Below are 20078 nucleotides of genomic sequence, written 5' to 3'. Positions count from 1 at the left end.
GACTGCCAGGTATCAGCGGCGGTCAGTATATGAAGACTGTGATAGTGGTTTTCACTGTTTAGATTTCAACGCTCAGACGTTTTGAGCGAGGGGAGCAATTTAAACGCGAATTAACAGGCTTAATCCAGCGTCCTCCCGCAGAAACATGGCCTAGAAATCGCGCCGATAGAACAAATCCAGAGAGCTCGCCAACCCGCTGGCAGCCTCTAGGTAGAGCCGTCGGCTCAGTTCATAGCGCAACGCAATGGTATTGGCTGGTTCGAACACCCCCACGCCGTAGCGCAGGCTCAACCGCTCCGAGAGATTGCCGCTGGCGACCACGCTGGTGGTTACCCCAGAACCCTGGGTATCGAGTTGAAAATCACTGATACCCAAGCCCTGCGCCAGGTTATTGACCAACGGTGCACTGCCGGCCATCCCCAGGGCCAGCGCAGCTTGTGCCAGCATCGTATTGTCACCACCGCCCTGCCCCAGTGGCCGCCCCATAACCAGGTAAGACAACGCCTGTTCCTGACTCATGGCCGGTTCGGAAAACACCGTACTGGTCGGTTGCGTGGCATTGCCACTCAGGCGTAAACCAGCCGTCACGCCATCGACCTGGCGCACAGCCTCGATATCAAGAAATGGCTGATCAATCGGCCCGGCGAACAGCAGGCGTGCGCGGCGTACATTCAGGCGCTGGCCGTAGGCGCGGAAACGGCCCTTGTTCAGGCTCAGCTCGCCGCGAGTGTCCAGGTCATTGCCAATGTGTACGCGCCCCAACAGCTCGGCATCCAGTCCAAAGCCGCTGAAGGTGAGGCGCTGTTGACCCACTTCAACGTCAACATCCATGGCGATGGCCGTCGCCTGCTGCTGCGGGCTGTCGCGCCCTACCACCTGGGCGTCACTGGACACCTGTACCGTTGAGGGCGGCAACTCGCGCACCTCAATCTTGCCGCTGGGGATCAGCACCTTGCCGGCCAGCGACAACTGCTCATCACGCAGGCTTAAACGCAGATCCGGTTCGACCTCCAGCGCGGCATAGGGCTCAACAGTGACCGGTAGACGACTGCCTCGCAGCTGCATGTTCGCCACCAGCCCATCGGCCCAGCTCAGCTCGCCATTCAGACTGCCCTGCCCTTGCTCACCGCTGCGCCAATCGCCCTCGAGAAGCAACCGCTCGCCTGCGATCTGCGCCTGCAATTGCAGCTGCTCGATGTTCATCGGCAGTTCAGCGCCGCTTATTTCGCCATTCAGCACCCGCAGGTTGCCGTTGATCTGCGGTGCCAACAGCCCGCCCGACAATGTGCCCGCGCCATTCAGTTGCCCCGCAATCCGCTCCACCATCGGCACAAACGGACGCGCCAGGGCCAGGTCCAGACCATTGAGGCGGAAGCTGCCAGACAACGGCTTGCTCGCCGGACGCGGATCCAGTTGCGCCTGCAGCGACAGCTCGCCAATGGTTGGGCCACGCAGCTCCAGCAGGCTATCTATGCGCTGCGGGCGCAACTGTGTACTCAGGCGCAGGCTGTCGTAGGCAAACTCCAGCCACTGCTGCTGATCACGAATGCGCCAGATGCCGCTGCCGGCATCCAGTTCCAGGCTGCCATTCGGACCGCTGACCGGCATATCGAGCTGCAGCCGACCATTGAGCTCACCCCGCCAGCTGAAATCCTTCGGCCACAGCGCCGCAAAGCTCTCTATGGGGAAGTTGCTCAGCTGGTAGTTGAGCTTGGGCTGCGGCAGCAGGCGCTGCTCCGTGCCGCACAGACTGGCCTCGCCAGAACGCCAGCAGTGCGCGCCCAGGCTAAGCTGCCCATTGGCCAGCCGTACCAGCGTGGCCGGCTGTTGCAGGCGCCAATCCTGGCCACCGCTTTGCACCTCGCCACTACTCAGGCTGCCGCGCCAGTTACCCTTGTCCAGCTTGCCGGCCAGGGCCAGCTGGCTTTGCAATAAGGGACCTTGCAGGTGCAGCTCAAGACTTTGCTGCTGCTGATCACCGGCGGCAGTGACATCCAGGCGCCCTAACTCCGTTTCGCCCAGTTGAATACCCAATGCCTCCAGGGTAATTCGGCCACGCTGGGCGCTGTTCAGGCTGGCATCGAGCTTGAGCTGTTGCAGACGTTGATCGTCATAGGCCAGGCGCTGACCTTGCAGCTGCAACTGGCCCTGGGGTGCTTGCAGACTCCCAGCCAGGTCCAGCTGACCATTAAGGTGCCCCTGCAAGCTTGGCCAAAGCTGCCCCAATCGCGGCATCGCTAGTAATAACCGGCCGCTCAGCTGTTGCTGCAAGGCGGCCTGACCGCTGATGCGGTTATCACCCAGGCGGATATCCAAGGCACTCAGCTCGCCCTGCTCCAGGCCACCGGCAAACTTCGCCAGCAGCTTGGCCGGCTGACCACGCAGGCGGCCGGTGAGGTCGATGTCGGCGTTAAGGTTAAGCTGCTGATTGATCAAGCTGCCTGAGCTGTTCAAGGGGCCCGCCAGGCTGCCGGGTAACTCGGCCAGCCAGTAAGCCGGATCAAGCTGACTCAACTGCAGGCGCACATCCCAACTCAGCTGCTCGGCAAAACCCAAGCTGACCTGGCCTACGGCGCGGCCTTGGCCGGCCTGCATACGCAGCTCTGGCAGATACAGCTTCTGTAGATCGCCACTCAGCGGGCTTTGCAGGCTAAAGGCGCCGGCCGGTCCATCCAGCTCGGCAGCGAAATGCCCGAGGTAGTTGCCATTCTGATAAGCCAGCTCGCCATTAAGCATCCGCAACGCCACAGGCGCTGGCTCGTCCAGCGGATAAAGGCGCTGCCAGGGGAAGCTCTGCCAGTTGAAGCGGCTATCCAGGCTCAGACCTTGCTGCCAGTTCAGCTCGCCGCTGAGCTGTAACTGCTGCTCCGGTTCGGCGGTCAAGCTCAGGTTGCTGATGGCCGCGCCGTCAGCCTTGAGCAGCCCCGCCAGCGCCATAGCAATAGGCCCTTCAGTTGCTGGCAGGCTGGCACTGCCGATGATCTGATAACCCGCCTGCAAATCGCCCTGGGCATTGAGCTCAACCTGCTCAAGGTTAAGGGTGTCGGGCAGCTCAGCGCTGGCTTTGAAGCTGGCGACCTGCAAGCGCAGTTGCGCCGGCAGGTGTTCAGCCAAAGGCTGTACCCAACCGCTCAGCTCGCCGGTCAGATAGCCGCGGCTGCTGGCCGAGACCTGCACCCGCTCGCGCAGCTCACCGTTGAGCTGCAGTGCCACCGGCCAGGCCTGCTGCTCGGGCGCAGGCAGTCGTAGCTGTCCGTTCAGTTGCAGCGGCCAGTTGCCGGAGGTTTGCACCTGGCCCTGCACCGCCAGCTGCAGATCGGCGGTAGCCAGGCTGAGGTTTTCAATCTGAATACCCTGCGCCGTCCAGCGCGCAGCCAGCTGCAGCCCTTGCATCTGTTCGACGCCATTAAGCTGCAGGCTGTTGATCTGTACCTGCCCCAGTTGCAACGTCAACGGCAGGCTCAGGTCCGGCAGACTGAACGGCTCGCTGCTTGGCTGCTCATCGCCAGGGAAAACCAGGCTGATTGGCCCGCTGTGCAGTTGCTCGATACATAGGGTCAGACGCAGCAGACAGGCCGGCGACCAATCCAGGCGAGGCGCCATAACCTGCACGCTATTCTCGCCCTGCTGCCAGCGCAGCTGCTGTGCGCTCCAGCTACCGCCGAGGCGGCCATTGAAGTCATCTACCTGCAAGCCCGGCACCTGCACCAATAACCAGCGGCTGCCGCCCTGGGTGCCCAGCAACAGACTCAGGCTAATAGCCAGCACAAGCAGCAGCCCCAGCAGGCTGAACAGCCCATAACGTAACCAGCGCTTCACAGTTCCGGCCCCATGGAAAAATGCAGGCGCACGCCGCCCTGGTCATCCAATGGATGCGCCAGATCCAGGCGCAGCGGTCCGAGTGGTGATACCCAACGCACGCCCAGACCCACTGCACTTTTCAGCGACGGAAGCTGCAGCGAGTCAAAGGTATTGCCCTGATCGAAGAAGCTCGCCAAGCGCCAGCGCTCAGTCAGGCTGTATTGGTATTCCAGGCTGCTGGTAAAGAGGTAGCGCCCGCCGACCTTGTCGCCGGCGCGGTTTTCCGGCGACAGGCTCTGGTAGTCATAGCCGCGCACGCTCTGGTCACCACCCGCGAAGAAGCGCAGAGACGGCGGCACCTTGGCAAACCCATCGGATTCAGTGCCACCCACCTGCACCCGCCCCAGCAGTCGATGGCGCTTGAATACGGTGGTCAGACCCTTGAGTTGGATATTGCCGTGCAGCACATTGGCATCGGACAACAACCCCTTGGCCGCGCCGGACAGATCAAACTGCAGGCGGTAGCCGTGGTTGGGGTCGATCTGGTTGTCACTCTGCAGGTAGGAATAACTCAGGCCTGGCATCAGCAGCGTGCTGGTCCCCGCGTCATCGCCCAGGTCGTACTGCTCGTGCTGCCATTTCAGCGACAACACGCGCTGCCAGCCGCTGTCGAGCTTGCTGTGCCATTCCGGGCCAAAGGTCAGCAGACGGCTGCCGCTGTCGGTATTGGCCAGGTCTTCGGCCTGATAGCCGCCGGCCACCCGCAATTTATCGGTCAGCGGCGGATCGAGCGGCACGTCGTACCACAGGCCAATATTCTGCCGCGGCGCCGACAGTTCGAACTCTGCGCCATAGCTATGCCCTTGCGGATTGGCCCAGTGCCGCGTCCAGTTGGCCCGGCCACGCGGCCCCACGTCGGTGGAAAAACCCAAGCCCAGGCCCATGCTGCGTGGCTTGCGCGCCTGCAATTGAACCTGCACAGGGATCTGTTCACCACTGGCAGTACTGGGGTTGGCATCCACCTGCACCGACTCGAAATAACCACTGGAGCGCAGCGCCTGATACAGCTCGGCAATCAATGCCGAGTCATAGGGCGTATCCGCCGGGAACGGCACCATGCGCTGCAGCAATTGCTCATCGAAGGGCGCATCGCCGACAAAACTCACCGCGCCCAGTTGATAGCGCGGGCCGCTGAGATAGATCAGTTCGATATCGGCAACCCCGGCTTCGGGGTCGATTGTGAGTTTTTGACGACTAAAGCGCCCGGCGAAGAAGCCATAACGCGAAGCCTGATTCTGAATTTCGCGCTTCGCGGCGTCGTACTGACCGTGGTTAAGTTGTGCCCCGCTACGCAATTGCGGGTCATTGGGCGTACGAAAGGCGCGCAGCTGCGCAGCGGGCCCCTCGACGCGCACCACCACATCACGCAAACGCACCGTTTCACCCGGCTGAATGCGTACGGTCAGGCGCGGTGTTGCGCCCTCGCTGACTTCAGTCGTGATCTGCGCCTGGTAGAAGCCCAGCGCCTGGGCGGCTTTCTCTGCCTGGTTTTCGGCGACCCGACGAAAGCGCTGCAAGGCTTCAGCATCACGCTCACCCAAGCTGCCGATGTAGCCCTCGATATTGCTTTTCAGCGCGCTGTTGGCCGGCTCAACCCGCACACGCAACTGTGCTTCGGCCAGGGCCGTAGCACTCAGCAGCAGAAGAAACAGCGCGGTGAAAAAGTGGAGAGGAACAGGCATGAGGGCGATGCTAGCACGAGCTCAGGGCCGACTTAGAGCACCAGTGCGGGCAAATAGTTGCGACTCGATGTGTCTGTAGACACACCGAGCAGGCCGTTATCAAGCACTGGCCTTGATTGCCAGTTGCGGACTTGGATGGAAGAAAACGTGCTCGATAATCGGGCCGATGGCCACCTCGCCGATTTCTTCGTAACCCTGACGTTTATAGAACTCCAGGTAATGTCCATTGCCCGTATCCAGTACTACACCCTGGGAACTGGCGTCTTCGGCGCACCAGTTGTGCAGTGCTTCAAGCAGTTGCTCACCAAGGTTTTTGCCCTGGTATTCCGGATGAATGCCCAGCAGCGGCAACACGTGGTAGGGCCCCGGCGGCAGGCAGGCGATCACTGCATCGTGGTATTCCAGATATCTCTTGGTGCAACGGAAGCCGGTGGTCAGCAGCATGCGCATGCGCCAGCCCCAGCTTTCGGTGATGTCCATGCGCCGCTGTGGCGGAGCGATCAACGCCATGCCGATCAGTCGATCGTCGATAAGCAAGCCAATCGCCGGCAGGTCTTCGGCAAAGTGCTGCTGCACCAGCTCACGTACCGTGGCGCGTACGCGCTGGTCATAGCCTGGCCGCTCGGCTTCAAACAGGTAGGCAAAGGTGGGGTCGTGACGATAGGCGTGATACAGCAGCGAGCGTGCTTCGCGGGCATAGCCACTATCGAGCATACGTACTTCGGCGAGACTGTTGGGCATCGAATTGACCTCTGTTGTTCTTGATTTACTGGGCCTGCAGCCACGTTAGCACCGCGCACCCTGCGCCGCTACAGGCTGGTCGGCAGGGCCGCTAATCGGCTAGCATCGCGAGCTTTCCAGAGCCACAGCCAGGACTGCCGCCCATGAAGATCGTCTCCTTCAATATCAATGGCCTGCGTGCACGCCCGCATCAACTGGCAGCATTGATCGAGAAACACCAGCCGGATGTGATCGGCCTGCAGGAAACCAAAGTTGCCGACGAGCAGTTCCCCGAGGCAGATATCCGTGAGCTCGGCTACCACGTGCACTACCATGGCCAGAAAGGCCATTACGGCGTCGCCCTACTCTCGCGCCAGGAACCACTGAGCCTGCACAAGGGCTTTCCCGGCGACGCCGAAGACGCGCAGCGGCGCTTTATCTACGGCACCTTCGCCGATGCCCAGGGCAACCCGGTGACGGTGATGAACGGCTACTTTCCGCAAGGCGAAAGCCGCGACCATCCGACCAAGTTCCCGGCAAAACAGCGTTTCTATGCCGACCTGCAACAGCTGCTGCTGAGCCAGTTCAGCCCCGAGCAAGCGCTGGTGGTGATGGGTGATATCAATATTTCGCCGGAAGACTGCGACATCGGCATTGGTGAGCCTAATCGTCTGCGCTGGCTGAAAACCGGCAAATGCAGCTTTCTGCCAGAAGAGCGCGAGTGGCTGGCCACCCTAAAGAACTGGGGCCTGGTTGACAGCTTCCGCCACCTCAACCCCACAGTGAATGATCGTTTCAGTTGGTTTGATTACCGCAGCCGGGGTTTTGAGGATGAACCCAAGCGCGGTCTGCGCATCGACGTGATTCTCGCCTCTCAGGCGTTGCAGGCGCGGATCAAGGACGCCGGCGTCGACTACGACCTGCGCGGCATGGAAAAGCCATCTGACCATGCCCCCATCTGGCTTGAGTTGGCTCAGTAAGCCTGCAATAGAGCCTTCACATAGATAAGTGACTGTCATATTGCAGTCACTTTTTTGTCTTATCGTCGCGGCACTTTCACTCACCCATATAAGGTGTTTGCCGCATGCTGCGCGCCTCCTCTGCCTTCGAACGTGACACCTGGATTCGCACCGTCAGCTTTTTGCTGCTCGGCTCCATCTGCTACGCCCTGCCCTGGTCAGTATTTGCCGCCCTGCCAGTCCCAAGCGACAACAGCAGCGTATTGCGCATACAGGGCTCAAACACCATTGGTGCACGGTTGGGCCCGGCATTGGTCAAAGGCCTGCTCGAGGAACAAGGCCTGAGCGCAATCCGCGTCGAAGCAGGCAATGCAGAAAACGAGCAGACAATCATCGGCAAAACCACCGATGGCCGCAGTGTGAGCATCGAGGTAGCGGCCCATGGTTCGGGCACTGGGTTTACCTCACTGGCCGACGGCAGTGCTGAACTGGCGGCCTCGTCCCGACCGATCAAGGACAGCGAAGCCACTAGCCTGCTGAACTTGGGCGACCTGAAAAGCGCCAGCGCCGAGCAGATCATCGCCCTCGATGGCCTGGCTATTATCCTGCACCCGAATAACCCGCTGGGCGCGCTGAACACGGCACAACTGGCACAGATATTCGCTGGCGAGATCAGCAACTGGTCGCAACTCGGCGCCCCGGCTGGCGCCATCACCCTGTATGCCCGGGATGACAAGTCCGGTACCTTCGACACGTTCAAGGAGCTGGTGCTGAGCGCCAATGGCAAAGCCTTGGCGGCCAGCGCCAAACGCTTTGAGTCGAGTGAAAAACTCTCCGACGCGGTCAGCCAGGACCCTAATGGCATCGGCTTTATTGGCCTGCCGTATATCCGCCAGGCCAAAGCGCTGGCGATTGCCGCGGGTGATTCGCAACCCATGCTGCCAAGCCTGACCCTGATCGCCACCGAGGATTACCCGCTGTCGCGACGGTTGTTCTTCTACAACCAGCCAGAGTTGAGCAACCCTTGGGGACGCGCTCTGGTGCAGTTTGCTCATAGTCCGCGCGGACAGGCGATCGTTGAACAGAGCGGATTTATTGCGCAGACCGTTCAAGCGGTAAAAATACCCGTAAACCCGCAGATGCCGGCGAACTACCAAGAGCTGGCCGAGAATGCGCAACGTCTGTCGGTAAACTTTCGTTTTCAGGAAGGCAGCGCCACTCTCGACAATAAAGCCCTGCGTGATCTCAACCGGCTGATGACCTACCTAAACGAGCAGAACAAGCTGCGCGATAAAGTGGTGCTGGTTGGGTTTGGCGATACCAAGGCTGACACCGCCCGCGCTGAACTGCTGTCGAAACTGCGCGCCATGGCAGTGCGCCGTGAACTGAACAAAGGTGGCGTGATCTTCCGCGATATCATCGGCCTGGGTGATGAGCTGCCAGTGGCCGCCAACAGCGGCGATGACGGACGGATCAAGAACCGCCGGGTAGAAGTCTGGGTTTATTGAGCCTGGCTCAGCCCCGGCGTTGTTTGCAGGTATTGCTGAATTAGGCAGTGATTAACAACGCCGAGTGGCTAAGCTGAACAAACTTTCTCGCCTCTACTTGAGGTTCTGCCATGCTCGCTACACCTCTGCGGTTGATCCTGCTACTGGCACTGCTGGTCGTACAAACCGTCCAGGCCGAGGTGTTCCGCGTGTTTGGCGCACACGACGGTTTCCCCAAATACTTTGAGGAGGATGGTGAGGCCAAAGGCATTGTCGTGGACATCAGTAAACACTGCCTGAACCAGATGCAGGTCCCCTACCAGATCCAGCTGCTGCCATGGAAACGCGCCTATACCATGGCCGAACGCAGCGAAGGCGGCGTAATTGGTTTGTCGATCAGTGATGAGCGCCTGGCCCTGTTCGACTTTTCCGAAGCAATTTTCACCGAACATATCGTGCTGGTGGTGCAGAAAGGCCGCGAGTTTGCCTACCAGAACATCACTGACCTTAAAGACAAGCTGATCGGCGCCACTATCGGCACCAGCTATGGCACTGCCTATGACGAAGCCGTGGCCAACGGCACCCTGACCATCGTCGGCTTCAATGACACTCGCAGCGGTCTGGGCATGCTGCAGCGCGGTCGCATTGATGCGATCCTGGTCGGCTCCAGCGTTGATATCAGCCGGCTCGCCCAGAGCTGGCCTGGCTTGCAGGCCGATGCCTTCACAACGTTGCCGGTGCCGTTCAAGAGTGACAGCAAGCACATGGGCATCGCCAAAACACTGAAGATGGGCTGGTTCCTCGAACAGTTCAATCAGTGCCTGAAGAATGGCCACGACACGGGCATTTTTGCCCCAATCATCTACCAATACAGCAACTAAATCGCCCGCTAAGGCGCTTGCCAAGTTTGCTGCGAGAGCCTAATGCTTAGGCCATGTCTGTGTTGGCGATTGTCGACATGCTCAGTCCTTTCAGGAGCATTGATCGTTTGAGCTCACCGAGCATCGTTATCGAGCCGCTGGCGCAGCGCGGCAAGCTGCGTTGGCAAGTGCGCATGGGTCGACGTAGCCTGATCTTCCATCAGGAGCAGGCCGCCCGTGCCTTCGCTGCGCAACTGCATATGCGTTTGCTGTGGCTGCAAGAGCATGCCAACACGGATGATGAGTTTGCCCCGCCGGGCAAATCGTACGAATAACCTGTGCTTTCTTTGCTAAGGGCTTTAGCCGCGACACGTTCACGATCAATCGCGGCTAAAGGCCTTCCCACATAGCCTGGCAAACAACGATAGAGCATGCCTAAAACAGCACTAGCCACAACGCACAAGGCCCGCAATTGCGGGCCTTGTGCTTTTTCAGTGACGTGCCCAGCGCCTTAGCGGCTGGCTTTCATCACATCCTTGGACACGTACTTGCCGATCTCGAACTTGCCAATCGCCGCGCGATGCACTTCGTCCGGGCCGTCAGCCAGACGCAGGGTGCGCTGCATGGCGTACCAGTAGGCCAGCGGGAAGTCGTTGCTAACCCCGGCGCCGCCGTGAATCTGGATGGCGCGGTCAATCACTTTCAGCGCCACGTTCGGTGCGACCACCTTGATCTGGGCGATCTCACTGGCGGCGATCTTGTTACCCACGGTGTCCATCATGTACGCCGCGTTCAGCGTCAGCAGACGTGCCATGTTGATTTCCATGCGCGAGTCGGCGATGTGATCAATGTTGCCGCCCAGACGCGCCAGCGGTTTGCCGAAGGCGGTGCGGCTGATGGAGCGCTCGCACATCAACTTCAGTGCGCGCTCGGCCATGCCGATGGAGCGCATGCAGTGGTGAATACGGCCTGGGCCAAGGCGACCCTGAGCAATTTCAAAGCCACGGCCCTCACCCAGCAGCACGTTTTCGTAAGGTACACGGACATTTTCGAACAGTACTTCGGCATGGCCGTGCGGCGCATCGTCGTAACCGAACACCGGCAGCGGACGCAGCACTTTCACACCCGGGGCGTCCATCGGCACCAGAATCATCGAGTGCTGTGCATGGCGCGGGCCATCCGGATTGGTCAGGCCCATGAAGATCATGATTTTGCAGCGCGGGTCGCAAGCGCCCGATGTCCACCATTTGCGGCCGTTGATCACCCACTCATCACCCTGGCGCACGGCGCTGGCCTGCATATTGGTGGCATCGGAGGACGCTACACCGGGCTCGGTCATGGCGAAGGCGGAACGGATGGTGCCGTCCAGCAGCGGCTTGAGCCACTGCTCTTTCTGCGCTTCGTTGGCATAGCGCACCAACACTTCCATGTTGCCGGTATCCGGCGCAGCGCAGTTGAACGGCTCGGCACCGATCAACGAGCTGCCCATGATTTCCGCCAGCGGCGCGTATTCAGTGTTGGTCAGGCCGGCACCCAGCTCGGACTCCGGCAGAAACAGGTTCCACAGGCCTTCGGCTTTAGCCTTGGCTTTCAACTCTTCCATGATCGCAGTGGGCTGCCAGCGATCGCCTTCATTGACCTGCTGCTCGAACACGGCTTCGGCTGGATAGACATGGGTCTCCATAAACGCGGTGACGCGCTCACGCAGCTGCTGAACCTTGGGGGAGTAGGCGAAATCCATGATGGCTACCTTCTGACGCTGATTTTTGGGGAATTCGGTGAAGTGGAAATGATGCTAGAACAGGGCTTAGGATTTATCTAATCTATTCTCACCGTGTATAAACATTCATCACCGATATATGATCCACTGATACCGACATCCTGCGGAGCGAGCGTGTAATGAATCTGAACAAGGTCGACCTCAACCTCTTTGTCGTCTTCGATGCCATCTACACCGAGGCCAATCTAACCCGCGCCGGACAGATCGTCGGCATTACCCAACCCGCCGTCTCCAACGCCCTGGCCCGCCTGCGGGAAACCTTCAATGACCCGCTGTTTGTTCGCACAGCCCAGGGTATGGTGCCTACGCCAATGGCGCAGAACATCATCGGCCCGGTGCGCAACGCGCTGCAGCAACTGCGCATTTCCGTGCAGGAAAGCCGCATCTTCAACCCGGCGCAGGCCAACAAGACCTTCCGCATCAGCATGACTGACCTCACCGAGGCCATCATCCTGCCGCCGCTGTTCCAGCGCCTGCGCCGCATGGCACCTAACGTAAACATTGAAAGCATGCTCGCGCGGCGCCGCGAAACCACCAAGGAGCTGGCTGCTGGCCGCCTGGATTTTGCGGTGGACGCACCACTTAACACTGATCCCCAGGTGCGCCACGTCAAGCTGATGGAAGACCGTTACGTCTGCGCCCTGCGCCGTGGCCATCCGCTGGCCAAAGACAAGATCAGCCTCGACGAATACATGGGCCTGACCCATATCCATATTTCCAGCCGGCGCAGTGGTTTGGGGCACGTTGACTTGGCTCTGGGCCGCATGGGCATCCAGCGCAAGATTGCCCTGCGCTCGCAGCATTACCTGATGGCCACCACTGTGCTGCAGAGCACAGACATGGCCATGACCGTGCCAGAGCGCTTTGCCCGTCGCAATGACCTGCATTTTGTCGAGTTGCCGATCAAGGACATGACGCCACTGGAAACCCACCTGTACTGGCACGAAAGCACCGACCAGGATCCAGCCAATCGCTGGATGCGCGAACAGATCATCGAAATTGCCCAGCAAGCGATTGCCTTGGAGAAAAAAGCCGAGAAGGCTCAGGCCTGATGCCATTGGCCAGCACGCGTACGCCACTGCGGGTGCTGTTTATCTGCGCCAAGAACCGCTTGCGCAGCCCCACCGCCGAAAAGATTTTCGCCAATTGGCCTGGGGTAGAAACCGCCTCGGCTGGGGTTAACCGCGATGCTGACAACCCGGTCAGCCCCGAACTGCTCGAGTGGGCCGAGTTGATCCTGGTGATGGAAAGCCGCCATCGGCGCAAACTGGCGGAAAAGTTTCGCCGCCAGCTTGGTAACAAGCCCATCTACAACCTGAATATCCCCGACGATTACGCGTATATGGACCCCGCGCTGGTAAACGTGCTGCAACAACGCGTACCTCCCTACCTTTCTAGATAAGCGCCGTAAGCCTTTATCGAATAACAGTTTTCAGCCCATAAATCCGCATCAGGTTTGATCAACCCAATCACGCAGCATGCGCTCTGGTTGACTACAGGCGTCGGCAAGCTTACGTTAACGTAAAGGTAAACAAGAGCGCAGCCGTATGTCCGCCACCACCTACTCCATTTCCGAACTGGCCCGCGAGTTGGATATCACCACCCGCGCCATTCGTTTCTATGAAGAACAGCAGATGCTCAGTCCCGAGCGTCGCGGTCAGGAGCGCATCTACACCGCCAAGGACAAAGTGACTCTCAAGCTGATCCTGCGCGGCAAACGCATCGGCTTTTCGCTGGCCGAGTGCAAGGAACTGATCGAGCTATACGACCCGGTGCACGGTAATCACAAGCAGCTGCACACCTTTATGGCCAAGATCGCCGAGCGCCGCGCCCAGCTGCAGCAGCAACTGCTGGACATCGAACAGATGCAGCTTGAACTGGATACCGCCGAAGAGCGCTGCCTGGCAGCCCTGGCTGAAACTGATAAAAAACAGACCGTTATCTCCTGAACTTAATTCGAACAATTACAGGTGGAACCATGAGCTACCCATCCCTCAACTTCGGTCTCGGCGAGACCATCGATATGCTGCGCGACTCGGTGTATCAGTTCTCACAAGCCGAACTGGCCCCACGTGCCGCGCAGATCGACCGCGACAACGAGTTCCCCATGGACATGTGGCGCAAGTTCGGCGACATGGGCCTGCTCGGCATGACCGTGGAAGAGGAATACGGCGGCACCAACATGGGCTACCTGGCGCATGTGGTGGCCATGGAGGAGATCAGCCGCGCCTCGGCCTCGGTCGGTCTGTCCTACGGCGCTCACTCCAACCTGTGCCTGAACCAGATCCGCAAGAACGGCACCCACGAGCAGAAGCTCAAGTACCTGCCCAAGCTCTGCTCCGGCGAACACGTCGGCGCCCTGGCCATGAGCGAGCCAAACGCCGGTTCCGACGTGGTATCGATGAAGCTGCGTGCCGAGAAACGCGGCGACCGCTACGTACTCAACGGCAACAAGATGTGGATCACCAACGGTCCCGACGCCCACACCTATGTGATCTACGCCAAAACCGACATCAGCGCCGGCTCACGCGGCATGACGGCGTTTATCGTCGAGCGCGACTACAAGGGCTTCTCCCGCCACCAAAAGCTGGACAAGCTGGGCATGCGCGGCTCCAACACCTGCGAACTGGTGTTCGAGGATTGCGAAGTGCCGGAAGAGAACATCCTCGGCGCGGAGGGCGGCGGCGTACGCGTACTGATGAGCGGCCTGGACTACGAGCGCACCGTGCTCTCCGGCGGCCCGACCGGGATCATGACTGCCTGCATGGACGTGGTGCTGCCCTACGTGCACGAACGTCAGCAGTTCAAGCAGTCGATCGGCGAGTTCCAGCTCGTACAGGGCAAGCTGGCCGACATGTACGCCGGCATGAACGCCTCCAAGTCCTACCTCTACAACGTCGCCAAGGCCTGCGACCGTGGCGAGGAGTCGCGCAAAGACGCCGCCGCCGTGATCCTCTACACCGCCGAAATGGCTACCAAAATGGCCCTGGACACCATCCAGCTGCTCGGTGGTAACGGCTATACCAACGAGTACCCGGCCGGCCGCCTGCTGCGCGACGCCAAACTTTATGAAATTGGCGCCGGCACCAGCGAAATTCGCCGGATGCTGATCGGTCGCGAACTGTTCAACGAAACCAAATAGCCTGACGGAGCGCGCCAGATGGCCATTCTGCACACCCAGATCAACACCCGTTCGCCGGAGTTCGCTGCCAACAGTGCGGCGATGCTCACCCAGGTCAACGACCTGCGCGCCCTGCTCGCCCGCATCCATGAAGGCGGCGGTGCCAAGGCGCAGGAGCGTCACACCTCGCGCGGCAAGTTGCTGCCACGGGAACGGATCAACCGCCTGCTGGATATCGGCTCGCCGTTTCTCGAAATCGGCCAGCTGGCCGCCCATGAGGTGTATGGCGAAGAAGTGCCTGCGGCAGGCGTAGTGGCCGGTATCGGCCGGGTCGAGGGTGTGGAATGCATGATCGTGGCCAACGACGCCACGGTAAAAGGCGGCAGCTACTACCCGCTGACAGTGAAAAAGCACCTGCGCGCGCAGACCATCGCCCAACAGAACCGCTTGCCGTGCATTTACCTGGTGGATTCCGGCGGCGCCAACCTGCCGCGTCAGGATGAGGTGTTCCCGGATCGCGAGCACTTCGGGCGGATCTTCTTTAACCAAGCCAATATGTCGGCCATGGGCATCCCGCAGATCGCCGTGGTCATGGGATCCTGCACCGCTGGTGGCGCCTATGTGCCGGCTATGGCCGATGAAGCGATCATGGTGCGCAATCAAGCCACCATCTTCCTCGCCGGCCCGCCGCTGGTAAAAGCCGCCACCGGTGAGGTGGTAAGCGCCGAAGACCTCGGCGGCGCCGATGTGCATTGCAAAACTTCAGGCGTGGCTGACCACTACGCCGACAACGACGAACACGCCCTGGCCCTGGCCAGGCGCAGCATCAGCAATCTGAACTGGCGCAAACTCGGCGAGCTCAACAACCGTACGCCGATCAACCCGCTTTACAGCAGCGAAGAGCTGTACGGGGTTATTCCGGCGGACGCCAAGCAGCCCTTTGATGTGCGTGAAGTAATCGCCCGCACCGTCGATGGCAGCGTATTTGATGAGTTCAAGGCGCTGTTTGGCGCCACCCTGGTTTGCGGCTTTGCGCATATCCACGGCTATCCAGTGGCGATCCTCGCCAATAACGGGATTTTGTTTGCGGAGTCTGCGCAAAAAGGCGCGCACTTTATCGAGCTGGCCTGCCAGCGCGGCATTCCGCTGCTGTTCCTGCAGAACATCACCGGCTTTATGGTCGGGCAGAAGTACGAAGCTGGCGGCATCGCCAAACACGGCGCCAAGCTGGTAAACGCCGTGGCCTGCGCCAAGGTGCCGAAATTCACCGTGATCATCGGCGGCAGCTTCGGTGCGGGTAACTACGGCATGTGTGGCCGCGCCTACGACCCGCGTTTTCTGTGGATGTGGCCGAATGCGCGCATCGGCGTTATGGGCGCCGAACAGGCCGCCGGCGTACTGGTGCAGGTCAAGCACGAACAGGCTGCCCGCGCCGGGCAGAGCTTTTCCGCCGAGGATGAAGCCAAGCTCAAGCAGCCGATCCTCGAACAGTATGAGCGCCAGGGCCACCCTTACTACTCCAGCGCCCGCCTGTGGGATGACGGGGTTATAGACCCGGCGCAAACCCGCGACATCTTGGGCTTGGCGCTGTCCGCCAGCCTTAACGCGCCAATCGAGCCGACCACCTTTGGCGTGTTCCGCATGTAAGGCAGCGCCCTGCCCCGGATTCTAGAGCGACAGACCATGACCGACTTCAACACCATCGAACTGCAAACAGACCCACGCGGTTTTGCCATCCTCTGGCTCAATCGCGCGGACAAGAACAACGCCTTTAACGCCGAAATGATCCGCGAGCTGATTCTCGCCCTCGATACGGTGATGGCCGACAAAAGCCTGCGCTTCCTGCTGCTGCGCGGCCGCGGCAAGCACTTTTCCGCCGGCGCGGACCTGGCCTGGATGCAGCACGCCGCGACCCTGGACTACAACGCCAACCTGGCTGATTCGCGTGAGCTGGCCGAGCTGATGCACAACCTGTATCAGCTGAAGATCCCCACCCTGGCCGTGGTGCAAGGCGCGGCCTTCGGCGGTGCGCTGGGTTTGATCAGCTGCTGCGATATGGCCATCGGCGCCGTTGATGCCCAACTGTGCCTGTCCGAAGTGCGCATCGGTCTGGCGCCGGCGGTGATCAGCCCCTTTGTCGTGCAGGCGATTGGCGAACGCGCTGCGCGCCGTTATGCCCTGACTGCCGAGCGCTTTAGCGGGCAGCGGGCGCAGGAGCTGGGGCTGTTTGCCGAATGCTATGCCGCCGATGCCCTGGAGCCGGCCGTGGCCGAGTGGGTCGACACGCTGCTGCTCAATAGCCCGCAAGCGATGCTCGCCAGCAAGGATTTGCTGCGCGAAGTCGGCAGCGGCGTGCTGACCCCGGCGCTGCGCCGTTACACAGAAAACGCCATCGCCCGTATCCGCGTCAGCCCCGAAGGTCAGGAAGGTCTGCGGGCCTTCCTGGATAAACGCAAACCCGCATGGCAGGAGCCACAAGCATGAGTCTCAAGCCTATCGACACCCTGCTGGTGGCCAACCGTGGCGAAATCGCTTGTCGGGTGATGCGCACGGCCAAAGCCATGGGCATCCAAACCGTGGCGGTACACAGCGGCATAGACGCAAACGCCCGCCATGTGCGTGAAGCTGATCTGGCGGTGAATCTGGGCGGTGCCAAACCGGCGGACAGCTACCTGCGCATTGACGCACTGATCGCTGCGGCCCAGGCCAGCGGAGCCCAGGCGATCCATCCCGGCTATGGCTTTCTCTCGGAAAACGCTGGCTTTGCCCGCGCCATCGACGCCGCCGGCCTGATCTTTCTCGGCCCGCCCGCCAGCGCCATCGACGCCATGGGCAGCAAGTCCGCGGCCAAGGCGCTGATGGAAGCCGCAAACGTACCGTTGGTGCCCGGTTATCACGGCGAAGCACAGGATGTGGAAACCTTCCGCACTGCCTCGAACGCAATCGGCTACCCGGTGCTGCTCAAGGCTGCGGCCGGTGGCGGTGGCAAGGGCATGAAGGTGGTCGAGCGCGAAAGCGAACTGGCCGAGGCCCTGGCCAGCGCCCAGCGCGAAGCGCAGTCCTCGTTCGGCGACTCGCGCATGCTGGTGGAAAAATACGTACTCAAGCCGCGCCATGTGGAGATCCAGGTCTTTGCCGACCAGCACGGCAACTGCCTGTATCTGAATGAGCGCGACTGCTCGATCCAGCGCCGTCACCAGAAGGTCGTCGAAGAAGCCCCTGCTCCGGGCCTGTCGGCCGAACTGCGTCGCGCCATGGGCGAGGCGGCGGTCAAGGCGGCGCAAGCCATCGGTTATGTCGGCGCCGGCACCGTGGAATTTCTGCTGGATGAGCGCGGCGACTTCTTCTTTATGGAGATGAACACCCGCCTGCAGGTCGAGCACCCGGTCACCGAGCTGATTACCGGCCTGGATCTGGTGGCCTGGCAGATCCGCGTCGCCCATGGTGAAGCGCTGCCGATCACCCAGGAGCAAGTGCCGCTGATTGGCCACGCCATTGAAGTGCGGCTGTACGCGGAAGATCCGGACAACGACTTTCTGCCGGCCACCGGCACCCTAGCGCTGTACCGCGAAGCTAATGCCGGCCCAGGTCGCCGGGTAGACAGCGGCGTCAGCGAAGGCGATGAAGTCTCGCCCTTCTATGACCCGATGCTCGGCAAACTGATCGCCTGGGGCGAAAACCGCGAGGAGGCGCGCCTGCGCTTGCTGGCCATGCTTAAAGAAACCTGCGTCGGCGGAGTCAGAACCAATCTAGCCTTTCTCATCCGCGTGCTGGCCCATCCGGCCTTTGCCAATGCGGAGCTGGATACCGGTTTTATTCCGCGTCACGAAGCGCAGCTTCTGCCTCCAGTAACTGAATTGCCGGCCGAGTTCTGGCAACTGGCCGCCGAAGCCTTTGTGCAAAGTGAAGCGCCGCTGCAGCGCCACGACGACTATTACTCGCCCTGGGCCTGCAATAACGGCCTGCGCCTGGGCCTGCCAGCGGAAACCGATCTACATCTGAACTGCCAGAGCGAACGCCAGGTAATTCGCCTGCGCCATGCTTCGGCTTCCACCGTACAGCTGCAAGGCGAAGTCCTACAGGTAGAGCGCGACGGCCTGCGTCAGCAGCATCTGGCGATTCGCCGCGGCGACAGCCTCTATCTGCACTATGCCGGCGAGCTGCGCAGCATTCAGCGCGTCGACCCGATTGCTGAAGTGGAAGCCAGCCATCAGCATCACGGAGGCCTCACCGCACCCATGAATGGCAGCATCGTACGGGTGCTGGTGGAAGCCGGCCAGCAGGTCGAAGCCGGTACTGCGCTGGTGGTGCTGGAAGCGATGAAGATGGAACACAGCATCCGCGCGCCGCATGCCGGAACCGTCAAGGCGCTGTATTGCAGCGAGGGCGAAATGGTTAGCGAAGGCGCGGTACTGGCGGAGCTGGAAGAAATCAGCGCATAACCTTTTGTAGGAGTGCCTTTAGCCAAGCTCGCCGCTAAAGCGCCTCCTACGACGTTGAGCGCGATACCCATCGAGACGAACAACGAGGCAACGATGAACCTACCCAAACAAGTCCGCCTGGTCGAAGTCGGCCCGCGCGACGGTTTGCAGAATGAGAAACAACCGATCAGCGTGGCCGACAAGGTGCGCCTGGTCGATGACCTGTCTGCCGCAGGCCTCGGCTATATCGAGGTGGGCAGCTTTGTCTCGCCCAAGTGGGTGCCGCAGATGGCGGGCTCCGCCGAGGTTTTTGCGCAGATCCAGCAGTTGCCAGGTATTACCTACGCGGCCCTGGCGCCCAATCTGAAAGGCTTTGAAGGCGCGCTGGAAGCGGGCGTTAGGGAAGTTGCGGTGTTTGCCGCGGCTTCGGAAGCTTTCTCGCAGAAAAATATCAACTGCTCGATCAGCGAGAGCCTTGAGCGCTTTGTCCCGGTAATGGACGCCGCCAAGCAGCATGGCATTCGCGTGCGCGGCTATGTGTCCTGCGTGTTGGGTTGTCCGTACGACGGCAGCGTGCCACCAGAGCAAGTCGCCAGCGTAGCCCGTGAGCTGTACGCCATGGGCTGCTATGAGGTTTCCCTGGGCGACACCATAGGGGCCGGCACCGCTGGGGCAACCCGCCACCTGTTCAACGTGGTCGGCCGCGAGGTGCCACGTAATTTGTTGGCCGGGCACTTCCATGACACCTACGGCCAGGCTTTGGCCAATATCTACGCCAGTCTGCTCGAAGGCATCAGCGTATTCGACAGCTCGGTCGCGGGTCTGGGTGGCTGCCCTTACGCCAAAGGCGCCACCGGCAATGTCGCGACCGAAGATGTGCTTTACCTGCTCGAGGGCCTGGGCATCGAAACCGGTATCGATATGGGCCGGCTGATCGCCGCCGGCCAGCGTATTTGCGCGGTACTGGATAAGCCCAATGGTTCGCGGGTGGCGCGGGCGCGGCTGGCCAGCGCGTAAACCTGTCTGTATCTGGCTAGGAAAGCCACTGCCGTCAGGCTTTGTTTACAGCCTGTAAAGCCAGAGCCCCAGATGCCGCGTGCCGGCCCTGCCTTCGGTGCAAAACTGCTACAACAGCCGCCAGGTCGGCCGCCGAACAATAAGGGTCGCTGCAGCTCAAGGCTTGCAGC

At 60.8% G+C, this 20078-nt stretch carries 16 protein-coding genes; 12 read left to right on the top strand and 4 right to left on the bottom strand.

The window, feature by feature from the left end; translation table 11 throughout:
• Positions 1–150: 150 nt before the first annotated feature.
• From HCI85_RS09910 to HCI85_RS09900, 3 genes are all read right to left on the bottom strand, one after another.
• Entirely contained in the window at positions 151–3819 is a 3669-nt protein-coding gene (locus HCI85_RS09910) for a translocation/assembly module TamB domain-containing protein (RefSeq protein WP_167144587.1), read from the bottom strand.
• On the bottom strand, positions 3816–5543 hold the full coding sequence (locus HCI85_RS09905; RefSeq protein WP_167144586.1) for an autotransporter assembly complex protein TamA: 1728 nt from the start codon (positions 5541–5543) through the stop codon (positions 3816–3818). Before HCI85_RS09905 ends, HCI85_RS09910 begins: the two co-directional genes overlap by 4 nt.
• A 99-nt stretch (positions 5544–5642) precedes the next feature.
• The gene (locus tag HCI85_RS09900; RefSeq protein ID WP_167144585.1) at positions 5643–6284 is read right to left on the bottom strand and encodes a GNAT family N-acetyltransferase; all 642 of its coding nucleotides are present in this window, start codon (positions 6282–6284) and stop codon (positions 5643–5645) included.
• A gap of 143 nt (positions 6285–6427) precedes the next feature.
• Here HCI85_RS09900 and xthA point away from each other — a divergent pair, with 143 nt between their 5' ends.
• From xthA to HCI85_RS09880, 4 genes are all read left to right on the top strand, one after another.
• Positions 6428–7243, top strand: a complete 816-nt coding sequence (xthA, locus tag HCI85_RS09895) for an exodeoxyribonuclease III (protein ID WP_160086845.1) — start codon at positions 6428–6430, stop codon at positions 7241–7243.
• Between the two features lie 104 nt (positions 7244–7347).
• Positions 7348–8730 carry a substrate-binding domain-containing protein gene (locus HCI85_RS09890; protein ID WP_167144584.1) on the top strand — a complete coding sequence of 461 codons (1383 nt, stop codon included), beginning with the start codon at positions 7348–7350 and terminating at the stop codon, positions 8728–8730.
• A gap of 110 nt (positions 8731–8840) precedes the next feature.
• Positions 8841–9590 (top strand): substrate-binding periplasmic protein, encoded by a 750-nt coding sequence (locus HCI85_RS09885; protein ID WP_167144583.1) that lies wholly within the window; start codon positions 8841–8843, stop codon positions 9588–9590.
• A 53-nt stretch (positions 9591–9643) separates the two neighbouring features.
• Complete coding sequence (locus tag HCI85_RS09880; RefSeq protein WP_342636227.1) at positions 9644–9904, top strand: hypothetical protein; 261 nt, start codon at positions 9644–9646, stop codon at positions 9902–9904.
• Positions 9905–10080: 176 nt separating this feature from the next.
• Here the strand turns inward: HCI85_RS09880 and HCI85_RS09875 are convergent, their stop codons facing one another.
• Positions 10081–11310, bottom strand: coding sequence for an acyl-CoA dehydrogenase (locus tag HCI85_RS09875; RefSeq protein ID WP_090253864.1), 1230 nt, complete (start codon positions 11308–11310; stop codon positions 10081–10083).
• A 158-nt stretch (positions 11311–11468) separates the two neighbouring features.
• Here HCI85_RS09875 and HCI85_RS09870 point away from each other — a divergent pair, with 158 nt between their 5' ends.
• The 8 genes from HCI85_RS09870 to HCI85_RS09835 all read left to right on the top strand — a co-directional run bounded on the left by HCI85_RS09870 (position 11469) and on the right by HCI85_RS09835 (position 19908).
• Positions 11469–12401 carry a LysR family transcriptional regulator gene (locus tag HCI85_RS09870; protein WP_090253866.1) on the top strand — a complete coding sequence of 311 codons (933 nt, stop codon included), beginning with the start codon at positions 11469–11471 and terminating at the stop codon, positions 12399–12401.
• On the top strand, positions 12401–12751 hold the full coding sequence (locus tag HCI85_RS09865; RefSeq protein ID WP_160086835.1) for a low molecular weight protein tyrosine phosphatase family protein: 351 nt from the start codon (positions 12401–12403) through the stop codon (positions 12749–12751). Before HCI85_RS09870 ends, HCI85_RS09865 begins: the two co-directional genes overlap by 1 nt.
• A gap of 145 nt (positions 12752–12896) precedes the next feature.
• Positions 12897–13298, top strand: a complete 402-nt coding sequence (locus HCI85_RS09860) for a MerR family transcriptional regulator (protein WP_090253868.1) — start codon at positions 12897–12899, stop codon at positions 13296–13298.
• A 29-nt stretch (positions 13299–13327) separates the two neighbouring features.
• Entirely contained in the window at positions 13328–14491 is a 1164-nt protein-coding gene (locus tag HCI85_RS09855) for an isovaleryl-CoA dehydrogenase (RefSeq protein ID WP_167144582.1), read from the top strand.
• Between the two features lie 18 nt (positions 14492–14509).
• Positions 14510–16117: a carboxyl transferase domain-containing protein gene (locus HCI85_RS09850; RefSeq protein WP_167144581.1), complete on the top strand. Its 1608-nt coding sequence runs from the start codon at positions 14510–14512 to the stop codon at positions 16115–16117.
• A gap of 36 nt (positions 16118–16153) precedes the next feature.
• Positions 16154–16954, top strand: coding sequence for a gamma-carboxygeranoyl-CoA hydratase (locus HCI85_RS09845; RefSeq protein ID WP_167144580.1), 801 nt, complete (start codon positions 16154–16156; stop codon positions 16952–16954).
• Positions 16951–18912, top strand: coding sequence for an acetyl/propionyl/methylcrotonyl-CoA carboxylase subunit alpha (locus tag HCI85_RS09840; protein ID WP_167144579.1), 1962 nt, complete (start codon positions 16951–16953; stop codon positions 18910–18912). The genes HCI85_RS09845 and HCI85_RS09840 overlap by 4 nt, the downstream gene beginning before the upstream one ends.
• 93 nt (positions 18913–19005) lie before the next feature.
• Positions 19006–19908, top strand: a complete 903-nt coding sequence (locus HCI85_RS09835; protein ID WP_167144578.1) for a hydroxymethylglutaryl-CoA lyase — start codon at positions 19006–19008, stop codon at positions 19906–19908.
• Positions 19909–20078 lie beyond the last annotated feature (170 nt).

It is taken from the genome of Pseudomonas sp. OTU750018 (assembly GCF_011636575.1).
Taxonomy (GTDB): Bacteria; Pseudomonadota; Gammaproteobacteria; order Pseudomonadales; family Pseudomonadaceae; genus Aquipseudomonas; species Aquipseudomonas peli.
Note: the sequence above shows the minus strand (reverse complement) of the source record. Positions and strands in the feature narration are given on the sequence as shown.